Origin of the sequence: Hominiventricola filiformis, assembly GCF_020686965.1 — a bacterium.
Classification (GTDB): domain Bacteria; phylum Bacillota; class Clostridia; order Lachnospirales; family Lachnospiraceae; genus Hominiventricola; species Hominiventricola filiformis.
The window spans coordinates 466466-478303 of sequence record NZ_JAJEPS010000001.1; the positions used below are offsets into that span (position 1 = coordinate 466466).

Sequence of the window (11838 nt, forward strand, 5' to 3'; positions counted from 1 at the left end):
GCTATTTACAAATTATAAGTTGCGTTGCTCCATTGAAATCTAAATTATAATAAATAGTGTTTATGCTGCTGTAATAGATTGCGTACACTCTGCAATCATACCAGTGTATATATTTTTTTATCATGTGTGACCACCTTTCCGGCGTGGCAAGGCTGGGCGCACTCACTATTATAATTTCTATGTTTTTGTGGATATTCGCAAGAAAGGTGGTTTTATATGGGATTACGTTTTAGAAAAAGTGTAAAAATTGCCCCCGGCGTCCGTCTTAATATCGGCAAGAAAAGTGTCGGTGTCAGTGCTGGTGTCAAAGGGTATCGAAAAAGTATAAATAGTAGTGGTAGGGTCACAACCAGCATAGGAACCCCCGTTTCTGGTGTCTCTTATGTTAAGACTGAAAATTTGAAAAGCAAAAGTAAAAAGCCAGCCAGTAGCCGTGTTTCTTCCACTGCTACTGCTGCCAGTTCCTCTGCTTCTTCTCCTGCTGTCGCTCCTGCTCCTGTTAAAGTTCAGAAAGCAGCTGTGCAGCCAAAAGAGAAGTTGCCAAAGACCACGGCAGTTTTGCAGGAAAGACCAGACGCCAGCTTTGCTGTGTTCGGCGTCGTTGCTCTGGCTTGTGCCGTGTTCCTCTTTGCTTCTTCTCATGTTATTTTTTCAGTTGTTGCCGCCCTGTTCGGTATCTTCTGTCTGTATAGCTTTATACACATAAAGCGACACCCGGAAGACCCACGATACATCACGGAAGAACAGCTGACACGCTGGGGGCAGCTGGTACACTCCGACGCAAAGACCGTTTCCCAGCTGCAAAAAGCGTCCGTTCCTGTTCTGGTGGATTTAAAGAAGCGTGCTGCGTGGCATTATGAGCAGGTTTCTTCCGTTGGCTTCGGTCCAGACGTTTCATACTACGGTCAAGCCTTGATTGACGTACAAAATCAGATTGTTGCTTTATCTGAATTTGTCATGCTGCAAGGTGATAACCCTAAACAGGATTTAGAAAACTATTCTTCTTTTGTAAGTCAGAAAATAACAGCCTTTACAGACGACATTCTGAAAGACTAATAAAACAAAATGCCCCGGTCGTGCTGGGAACACTTCCGAGGCATGCAAAGATATGTCATACCAGATACAACAATACCGTCTGCAATTTTGATTATATCACCAGCAGGCGGGAAATGAAAGGAAATGCAGGTGATACAATAGTGAAAAAGATTGATTTAAGCCCGGAACTTGTCCGGGTTGCTTTATATATAAGGGTTTCCGGGGAAGAACAGAAAATAAAAGGTCTGTCACTGGAAGCCCAGCAAGAACGACTGGAAGCATACGCAAGGGAACGTGGCTGGGTCATTGTTGGAATTTACATTGACGCTGCCAAGACCGCCAGAAAGAACATTCATAAAAGAACCGACTTTCAACGCATGATGGACAGTGTGAAGCGTGATGAAGTGGATATTCTGCTTTTCTGCCGCCTTGACCGCTGGTTTCGTTCCGTGGCAGATTATTATAAAATCATGGAAGTTCTGGAAGCGCACAACTGCGACTGGAAAACCACTGATGAAGAATATGACACCACAACCGCAAACGGGCGTCTGTATATTAACGTGAAGCTGTCCATTGCCCAGAATGAAGCGGATATTGACGGGGAACGAATAGACGTTGTATTTGACAGTAAGATTGCCCACGGCACCGTTGTTTCCGGCTCTGCTCCCTTTGGCTTCCGTGTTAATGAGGAAAAGCGGCTGGAAGTTGTGCCAGAAGACGCAGCCATTGTGCAAGACGCTTTCAACTACTTTGAAACTTCGATTTCCCAGCGTGCTACTGTCCGCTATATCCGGGAAACCTACGGCGTGAACTGGTGTGACGCCACTTTCCGGCGTATGCTGAAAGAAAAGCTGTATACTGGGGTGTATGACCGGGGCGGCAGGTTCAATGACCATTTCTGCCCGGCAATCATCAGCAAGCAGCAGTTTGACCGTGTGCAAGCGCTTCTGGAACGCAACGCACGTTCTGTTCCGTCTGGCAAGGTATATATTTTCACTTCCATTCTGACTTGCGCTGAATGTGGGCATAAACTGGTCGGGTACAAGTCAAGTGATTATTATTATTACCGCTGCAACCAGCATTTCCAGCGTGGGCGCTGCTCTCATAATCATTCAGCCCGTGAAGACGTCGTGGAAAAGTGGCTGTTTGAACATCTGGCAGAGGAACTGGAACGCTGCCAGCTGGAATGGGAAGTTGCCGCAGCCAAAAAGAAAGCGTCCGTTGCCCGCACTGATAAAGCAGCACTGAAACGGAAGCTGACCAAGTTAAAAGAATTATATGTGAATGACTTAATAGACATTGAGGACTACAAAAGGGACTATCAAATATATACTGCTGCACTTAAACAGATACCGGAACCCAGCATTGAACCGCCGCCAGACTTCGCAGCCGTCCGCAGGCTCCTTGATAATGATTTCAAAACAATTTATGAGAATTTGACCCGTGAAGAAAAACGCACGCTTTGGCGTTCTGTCATTAAAGAAATTAGAATTGATAATGACCAGAATATCACGGGTGTTGTTTTTGGGTAGTGTTGTACTAACGTGACACTACCCGTCTGTACATTGAGCAGCTGAACCGTACCGCTCTCTTCACCAGGATGATTGACATCTTCCAGCTCCCAGCCGCCTTCACCGACTTCTACTTTGAAACTGATGCTTCCTGCTGTTACGTCAAGATCTGCCAGGTTCATGGCCGGCATGGTTGCGGCAGATCCGCCAGTGGTAGAAGAACTGTTATTTCTGCTTCCGCCGGTAGCTCCGGTGGCTCCGGTCTCACCGTCTTTACCATTGTCACCATTTTTACCTGAATCTCCGGATGCACCTTCGCCTCCTGCCTGTCCCTGCTCACCGTTCTCTCCCTGGTCACCGGACTCTCCGTCCTCGCCATCGATGGCGGTGATATTGAAGGTAGGCGGTACCCACTCATCAGATGCAGCAATTTTAATGTTGGAAGGTCCATCTGCATTGATGCCTGCCAGCGTCAGTCTGGCGCTTCCGCTGCCGCCCACGATTTCCTGGGTATCCAGATAAATGCTCATGCCATTTGCCAGATTTAGACTGGATCCTGCTGCCAGCACCTGCCATGCCTGATCTTTGGTCACCAGCTGCACGATTCCTTCTTCCAGATAAGTAAACTCTACAAATCCTTCTGCGGATGCGCTGTCCTGTCCTGCCAGTTCGATCTGGATGGTCGGAGATACTGCCATATATTTTGTATCGCTCAACTTCCAGAGAATATTGGAGAAGGAAAGCTCATAACCATTGTTATCTGTCACATACTTGTCTCCGGAACTGGAAAGTACCGTCTGCGCCGGAGCATTGTAACTGGTCATCAGCCCGGAATCCACCTGATCCATATCCACAATCGCGCCATCCGCAAATGCACTCAGAGAAGCGTCATTGTAATGGATAAAGCTGTCTTCTTCTACCTGGACCGTCTGCCCTTCCAGGTCTTTCAGACTGATCGTTCCCATAGAATTGGTATGCCAGGAACTTCCAGCCACAAACTGATCTGTTACTACTTCCAGCGTGTCATCATCCTGTTTGGCAGTGTCCAGCACATATCCATCTGCACGGAAGGATACTGCACGCTGTCCGCTTAACAGTACTCCTGCCGCCACCATAAGGATCAGGGCAATCACTCCCAGAGCGCTCAACGCCAGAAAGCTTTTGTTTTTCCTCATATGTTACTCCCTTTCTACCCACGCACTTTTATTTCGGTGTGGTAAATTTACAGTTTCCCAGCAGGCCAAAACCGCTGGCATATGCCATGTCCTGTTCGATCATGGCGAGATTCGCATAATCGCCGAACAAATATACATAATAATCTGTCTCTGGAAGCAGTGTTGCCGCTCCTGAGCTGCCCGTGCCTTTACTGCTGTCCCAGTAGACGTCCAGATAAAGCTTTCCTTTGCCCTCCGGCGGGTAGGTCAGCTTAATTCCATTTTGCAACAGTGCTTCATAAGTATAGGTAAAGATCTGCGGTTCCCGGTAGTCACCGGAATTCGCCATTACCATCAGATACAGCGGGTTCTCATCTGTTTTACCATAATAGATCTGATATACCGTATCTGCCGGAACTTCCAGCCTGAACCATCCTTTGAAGGAATTTCTCGTCAATGTGTAATTGGCTTCCAGTGGTGCAAAGGACGGGAACTCCAGCTTCACAGTCTTCAGAATGGACTCATCATAATCTGTCGTCAACGGATCATCTTTCAAATCTACTTCGTAGCGGGTGTATTTCTCATTATCATAGGTAATGACTGTTGCCTTTGCGCCGTATTCTAAATTGTACTTCAGAATCACATCATCAAAGATCACTCTTGCCGCACCATTCTTCTGTGTGCTCTGCAGCGTCTTTATAGAATGATCGCCCTGGCTGATATCATTAATGTCATAGACATATCCGGTAATCGCGTTGTCCGGATCGATATTTCCGTCAAAATATAAGGTGTAATATCCAATTCCCAGTTCCGCCTTCAGCGTTCCAAGCTCCGGTGCCCGCTTCAGGGTCAGGATCTGGAGGATCTCTCCTTCCACTCCATTGGTTTCCACACCTATATAATAGGTAGTGTCAGGTTCCAGTCCATCGATGGTCTGATCTGCGGTCAGCCCGCCGTTTCCATTTGCCAGTGATGTGCTGATCCGATCAAGCTCATTTCTGGAACTGTCATAAAGGATCAGGCTGATCACCTGACTCTGATTCTTTCTCTCCAGTGACAGGTCTACTGACGTCTCCTTTACGCCCTGTGTCCGCACCCGGATTCCTTCTGAATCCGTGAAGAAACAGCGGTCAAGGAAGATTTTATTACCCATCTGTACATCGTCTTTATAATAATCTCCGGTCAATGTCAGCCGATAATTAGTATCCTTCTCCAGATCATCTCCATAAGAGAAAGATAACTTGTACACTTCGTCATCATCTGTGGAAACGTTTCCTTCCAGGAGCCAGCCATTCTGTGAAATGGACAGATCACTCTCTTTTTCAAATTCCACAGATGCTACGGTTTCTTTGGTATTCATATCCTGAATCGTCAGTTTCAGGTTTCTGAGATCCCAGTCACCCTGCTGAATCTCCAGTGCTCCATACATCTGATTTTCAGAAGCATCATATTCCGTCAGACGAACCTGTACATCCAGAATCGACTCATCCTCATTTCTTCGGATGGAGGATTTTCCACGTTCACCGGCTGCTCCCGCATCTCCGTCTTTGCCGGAAGCACCGGAAGAACCATCTGATCCCTGTGCTCCCTGTTCACCGGCTGCTCCGTCGTCTCCGTTCTGTCCGGCTTCACCGTCTGATCCGTCCTGCCCATCTTCTATGGTAAAATTCCAGGTTGGATGTTCGGTACTCCACTGCTCCGCTGTTCCTGAGACATGCACCACATCCGCATCGGATTCTTTCAGTTCATCCAGCAGAATACTTCTGACTCCATTCTCATCATTAATGGACTGCTCTTCCAGATTCAGCTGTGTACCGTTCCAGTCGATCTCCGCTCCGGCCGCCACGGTCGTCCACATCTGCTCATCTGCAATCATCTGCACGATTCCATCTTCCAGATAAGATACTTCCACATATCCTTCCGGCGTTACGGAAGTGCCATCCGGCATGGTAATTACCAGTCCATCCCCGACAACCAGATAATGATCGTCTCCGGTCCGCCAGATAAAATCTTTTAGATTAATCTGTGCTCCGTTGTTGTCAATGGCATATTCCCCATTCTGTCCAATCACCATAGTGCCTGCCGTCAGGTAGTAGGACTGTACCACTCCTGCACTCATACGTTCCGTATCCAGCAGGAATCCGTCTGAAAATGAACCAGCAGAGTTGTCACTGTAATGGACAAAGCTGGTATCATCGATACGATAACGCTTTCCCTCCTGATCTTTCAGAGATACCTTGTCAGGATACAGATACTTATATCCTGTTCCGGTCCCGAAACTGATCTTCTTATATTCTCCGGTGTCGTCCACCCAGTTCACATAGCCATCCTGTTGCAGCGACTTGCCGGACCGGAATGCCTGATAACCGATCACACCGCCCATACAGACCACGGCCATAGCTGCGACTCCCGTGAGAATCAGTTCTTTTTTTCCAAACGCCATGAACCTGTTCCTTTCATTTCATAACACTTCGTTTACATCACCAGCGCGTAAAATTGGTCATGCCAAAACGCGCCAAACAGAGGGTAAAATCCTCCTCTTTGACCCTCCGTATAGATAAATTGATGTTACCCCTGTTTTTATATTCCTGTCAATATTTTCCCAACAATTTCCGACATTTTTTGCGTAATAATACCAGCTGCTTAACGTAAAATGAGCAGTGAAAATTGTCTTTATTTAGATGTCAGGATTGAAAGAGACAGAATGTGTCCGGGAGGAGATTTGAAGAGGCAGGGTTCAAGGGAATGATGAGGAGGCGGTGGAATGGCAGGGGGCAAGGGAATGATGCGGGTGTGGAGGAGCAGGGTTCAAGGGAATGGCAGGGCTCAACGAGTTGGCGCAGGTGTAGAGGAGCAGGGTTCAGGGGAATGGCAGGGCTCAATAGAATGATGCGGGGACGGGTGCTCGCGGAAAGAACCGGCGCTGTTCGCGATGGGAAACGCCGGGGCTCGCGGAAATCACCAGGGCTGTTCGGCGGTGGGAAACGCCGGGGCTGTTCAGCGGTGGGAAGTGGCAGGGCCCGCGGAAAGCACCGGGACTGTTCGGCGGTGTCGGCTCGTGGTGGTGCGCGGTGATACCTCGGCAGCGTTCGCGGTGATGCCCGGCGGCGTTCGCGGTGATGCCCGGGGCCATTGGGCATATGTAGTCCGTGCAAGCTTAAAGGTCCAATCCTCTTTCGATATCTGGGATTTTGTGGGTTTTATACCGCTTGCGCAGAGGCAGTTGGGCAGATAGATCTATTCTATGGCACTGGCACCCATTATGATAAGAATTGTTGGATGTATGGGGAAGTTTCATGGCTATCTGCCCGGTCTCCTTCTGAATATGCTGGAAAACGGCTGAAAATGGCGGTTTCGAAACGCCTAGCCGATCACCATCGGGCGGCAAAAAGAATCTTGATTCCATATGCCCACGCAAGAGGTTCCTATGGCGGATGAACCAGAACTCATGTAAATAATCTGAAAAGAAGAAAGTTTGTTGTGGCGCGTGGTAATGGAATGGCAGGGCTCAGTAGAATGCCAGAGCAGCCGCTCAGACGCAGAAAGTCCGGAAGACCTCTCGATCTTCCGGACTTTCTGTTATTTATTCGCAAACACCTGCTTTCAAAATTCTGGCTGCGATCTGCACATCTGTTTCTTCTGGATATTCTTCTAACAGCTCGGCTACTTTTTTAATATATTCTGGCTCAAGTACCAAAAGCTCTGCTGTTTCCTCTGGAGTTCTCTGAACCTGCTCAATTTGGTTTCGAATAATATATATTTCTGAAGCTCTGCCTTCTGCTCTTCCTTCTTCCCTATCAAGCACTTTTTCTTCCCACTTCTGCATATACTTCACTCCCATCTCCTCGCTTGCCTTGATCTGGCTGACATGTTTATGAATCTTTTTTAGTTTCTCATTCGCACTGTTCTCTGCGAGAGCTGCATCTGTGCTTTCCATATATTTTAGAAACTCAGTCAGTTCAGGTGACACCTCTTCCGGATTTTTTCCGTGGCTGTTGAGAAAGATTCTGATTGCGCCATCTTCCATTGATAGTGCCTGATTTTCATCACATCGGGAACGGAATGTATATTGATATCGTCCTTCGCCAAACAGATCAAACGGTGTAATCATGATAATACAAGTATCGTTCATCTGATTAAAATTGATTTCTCCTGGTTCAAGCAGGGAAGAATCTATCAAACTTTGATAAAAACGACTCCTTTTCACCAGATCTTTCTTTTCCGCCTTCTGTGCTTCAGTATTGTAAATCCGTTTTTCCTGATCTATCGCATAGACATCCAGACGAATAGAACGCAGCCATGGCGCGGTACGGATTTCTTTCTCCGTCTGCGCCGGTGTCAGCAGTTTTAAATTGTCATCACCAAATATAATCTGTAATACTGCTTCGTGTGCCTCCGGAATATCCATCGTCTCGTCAAACAAAAATTTGTCAAACAACGTCAGTTCCTGAAGTTTCTTCATAGGTGTGCTCCTTCCTTTGCCGTATAGAACACCGGAAGGAATGCTCTCTCTTAATCATATCTTATCACAGGTATATCATCTCGAAAAGCTTCTTTTCCATTCCCGCTGTTCCATATGCGCTTGTGTTGTCATTGTCGGGAATGTTGCTCGATCTGAGCTTCCGAAAATGAATTTCCTTGATTTAACAGATACTTTACAGAAATGAATTCTGTATGTAAATATTATAACATACAGTTTCTCTAAATACAACTATTCTATCAGAATCCAGATCTCCAATCGTTATGGCTCAGAGATTGTTATACGTCACGAACTCGGGGAGTTGTTCTGTGTCAAGATCCATGGACTCCAGTAATAGCCGGCGTCGTTCGCGATGATACCAGGCGTCGTTCGCGGTGAAATCTCGCCCGCTTGGGTATATGTACTCCGTGCAAGCTTAAAAACCCAATCTGCTCCTGATTTCCGTAATTTTGAGGGTTTTATGCCGCTTGCGCAGAGGCAGTTGGGCAGATAGATCTGTTCTATGGCACTGGCACCCATTATGATAAGAATTGTTGGGTGTACAGGGAAGCTCTGTGGCTATCTACCCGGTCTCCTTCTGAATATGCTGGAAAACGGCTGAAAATGGCGGTTTCAAAGCGCCTAGCCAATCACCATCGGGCGGCAGGGAAAATCTCAGCTATATATATCCAAACAAGTTCAGACCACATAATGCAGAAAATCCAAAAGGCCTCTCGTTCTTCAGTACCTTCTTAAATTGCCTGGTTCTCTGCTCATGATTCTCTGCTCATGGTTCTCCGCTCATGGTTCTCTGTTCAAAAAAATATCGGGGCAGTTCCTGTATAAGAACTGCCCCGGCATTTACTCTTCTTATTTATTATATTTTTTCTCGATCTCGATAATCTTCTGTACACGCTCTGCATGTCTTCCGCCTTCGAACGGTGTGTTGAAGAAGGAATCCAGAATCATTTTTGCCATCTCGTTGCCTACGACACGTGCGCCAAAAGCGATAATCTGGGAAGCATTATGTTTTGCAGTCATCATAGCAGAGTACGGCTCGCTGCAGACTGCTGCACGGATACCCGGCACTTTGTTTGCTGCCAGAGAGATACCGATACCGGTTCCGCAGATCAGAACACCTTTCTCTACTTCACCAGCTATAATTGCTTCCGCTACTTTCTGTCCCTGATCCGGATAATCAACACGGACAGATGCATCATATGCTCCATAGTCTACACACTCATAACCTTTCTCGGTCATGTACTCCATCAGTTCTTTCTTCAGATCAATTGCGGTATGATCGCAGCCAAATCCTACTTTCATCTCTTTTATATCCTCCTCTTGGAAAATGCTTGTTTATGCCTATTATAGCAGATATCCCTGAGTGCGTAAATATGCTCACAAAAAATCCCCGGTGCAGCCACACCGGAGATTTTTCGTTTCGCAAACAAATGAAATAAGTATCTATAATTATATGATTCTTGCAATATTTATTTAGACCTCGAACATCAGCTCGCCATAGGTCGGTACCGGCCAGTACTCGCTGTCCACGATCGTCTCCAGCTCATCAATCGGAGCTCTCAGAGCTGCCATAGTCGGAAGTACAGTATCATGATATTCTTTTGCGGTCTCAGCGGCATCGGTCACATTCTTCAGCTCATCCAGCGCCTTCTGAGCATCTGCAAGAAGGGAGCTTGCTTTTACCAGAATGGTCTGCTGAGCAGAAGTATCCGCCTGAGCATAAGCACTCTTAACGGTGTTCATGGAAGAAGCCACGCTGTTGACGAATGCAATCACAGACGGAATATACAGCTTAGATGCCATATCGATCATAGTACGTGCCTCGATGTTGATGAGACCTGCATACTCTTCCAGCTTGATCTCTTTTCTTGCTTCCAACTCTCTTGCGGAGAGAACACCCAGTTTCTCGAACATCTCGATGGTGGAGGGCTCTACATAAGCCGGGATAGCATCTACGATACTCTTTACATTCGGAAGACCTCTCTTGGCAGCTTCTTCTACCCACTCATCGGAATAGCCGTTGCCGTTGAAGACAATGTCTTTGTTCTCTTTCATGGTCTTGTAAATGTAATCAATGACAGCCTTTTCAAAGTCCTCTGCGCCTTCCAGAGCGTCGCATGCTTTGTTGAAGGACTCAGCCATCATGGAGTTCATAACGGTATTTGCATCACCGATGGATACGGAGGAAGCTACCATACGGAACTCAAAACGGTTGCCTGTAAAGGCAAAGGGTGAAGTACGGTTTCTATCGGTCGGGTCTTTCGGCAGTACCGGGAGGGTGCTGACACCAAGATCCAGGGTCTCAACAGTTGCACACGGCAGTTTGTCAAAAGGAACGCCTGCTACGATGGCATCTACGATCTCGCCCAGCTGATCGCCCATATAGATAGAGATGATTGCTGGCGGTGCCTCGTTGGCTCCCAGTCTGTGATCGTTACCGGTGTTGGATGCCGCTGCACGTAAGAGCAGGGAATGTTTCTTCACTGCTTCCATCAGGCATGCCAGCACTAACAGGAACTGCAGGTTCTTGTTGGGCTCTTTGCCCGGTTTAAACAGGTTCACACCATTGTCGGTACCCAGGGACCAGTTGTTGTGTTTACCGGAACCATTGACACCTGCAAAGGGTTTTTCATGAAGCAGGCAGGCCAGCCCATGTTTGGTAGCAGTGCTCTTTAATACATCCATTACCAGGAAGTTGCTGTCCAGTGCAGCATCAGCCGGAGCAAAGATCGGTGCAATCTCATGCTGTCCCGGAGCCACCTCGTTGTGCTGGGTCTTTACGGTGATACCCAGCTTCCACAGCTGCTCATCCACATCTGCCATGAAGTCTGCAATCTTGGTCTTCAGCGGTCCGAAGTACTGGTCTTCCATCTCCTGTCCTTTCGGTGCCGGTGCTCCGAAAAGAGTACGTCCTGCATAGATCAGATCCGGGCGCTCCAGATATTTTTCACGGTTTACAATGAAATATTCCTGCTCAGGTCCCACATAAGCCCGCACTTTCTTTGCTTCGGTATTACCGAACATTTTTACGAAACGAACACCTGCTTTGCTCACTGCATCACATGCTTTCAGGAGCGGAGTCTTGGTATCCAGAGACTCACCGGTGTATGCACAGAATGCAGTCGGAATGCAGAGGATGCCGTCTTTTACATAAGCCGGTGATCCAACGTCCCATGCAGTATATCCTCTTGCCGCACAGGTGGCACGCAGTCCACCGGAGGGGAAAGAAGAGGCATCCGGCTCGCCCATCAGCAGGTCCTTACCGGAAAAGCTGTTCTCAATCTTGCCGCCCTTCGGGATATCAGCAAAGGAATCATGTTTTTCAGCACCGATGCTGACAATGTAGGGCTGGAAAATGTGGGTATAATGGGTAGCACCCTTCTCGATTGCCCATTCCTTCATGGCTTTTGCCACAATGTCCGCAAGCTCCAGAGTAACGTCTCCGCCCTCTTCCATCAGTTTTACCATCTGCTTGTAGGTCACTTCCGGCAGACGCTCTTTCATGACTGCCTCGTTGAATACGTCCTGACCAAATACCTCAGCCACATTTACGCTCATACTTTTTCTCCATCCTTTCCCTTGGTACTGGCAAAGTAACAAAAAAAGACGCTCCTCCCTTATGGGTGGAACGCCTTTGTTCTCTCAATATTGCTTATTC

Annotated in this window: 7 protein-coding genes; 2 read left to right on the forward strand and 5 right to left on the reverse strand. The window is 47.5% G+C overall.

Annotation, left to right across the window (positions count from 1 at the left end; translation table 11 throughout):
• Positions 1–216: 216 nt before the first annotated feature.
• Entirely contained in the window at positions 217–1056 is an 840-nt protein-coding gene (locus LKD36_RS02325; RefSeq protein WP_308458498.1) for a DUF4236 domain-containing protein, read from the forward strand.
• 113 nt (positions 1057–1169) lie between these two features.
• Positions 1170–2567, forward strand: coding sequence for a recombinase family protein (locus LKD36_RS02330; protein WP_243105374.1), 1398 nt, complete (start codon positions 1170–1172; stop codon positions 2565–2567).
• Here LKD36_RS02330 and LKD36_RS02335 read toward each other — a convergent pair.
• The 5 genes from LKD36_RS02335 to LKD36_RS02355 form a co-directional block, all read right to left on the reverse strand.
• The gene (locus tag LKD36_RS02335) at positions 2462–3721 is read right to left on the reverse strand and encodes a hypothetical protein (protein WP_308458500.1); all 1260 of its coding nucleotides are present in this window, start codon (positions 3719–3721) and stop codon (positions 2462–2464) included. The genes LKD36_RS02330 and LKD36_RS02335 overlap by 106 nt on opposite strands.
• 28 nt (positions 3722–3749) lie before the next feature.
• Entirely contained in the window at positions 3750–6143 is a 2394-nt protein-coding gene (locus tag LKD36_RS02340) for a collagen-like protein (protein ID WP_308458501.1), read from the reverse strand.
• Between the two features lie 1140 nt (positions 6144–7283).
• The gene (locus tag LKD36_RS02345; RefSeq protein WP_308458502.1) at positions 7284–8162 is read right to left on the reverse strand and encodes an Rpn family recombination-promoting nuclease/putative transposase; all 879 of its coding nucleotides are present in this window, start codon (positions 8160–8162) and stop codon (positions 7284–7286) included.
• Positions 8163–9029: 867 nt separating this feature from the next.
• Entirely contained in the window at positions 9030–9482 is a 453-nt protein-coding gene (rpiB, locus tag LKD36_RS02350; RefSeq protein ID WP_118770577.1) for a ribose 5-phosphate isomerase B, read from the reverse strand.
• 171 nt (positions 9483–9653) lie between these two features.
• Positions 9654–11738 carry a glutamine synthetase III family protein gene (locus LKD36_RS02355; protein ID WP_308458504.1) on the reverse strand — a complete coding sequence of 695 codons (2085 nt, stop codon included), beginning with the start codon at positions 11736–11738 and terminating at the stop codon, positions 9654–9656.
• Between the last annotated feature and the right edge of the window lie 100 nt (positions 11739–11838).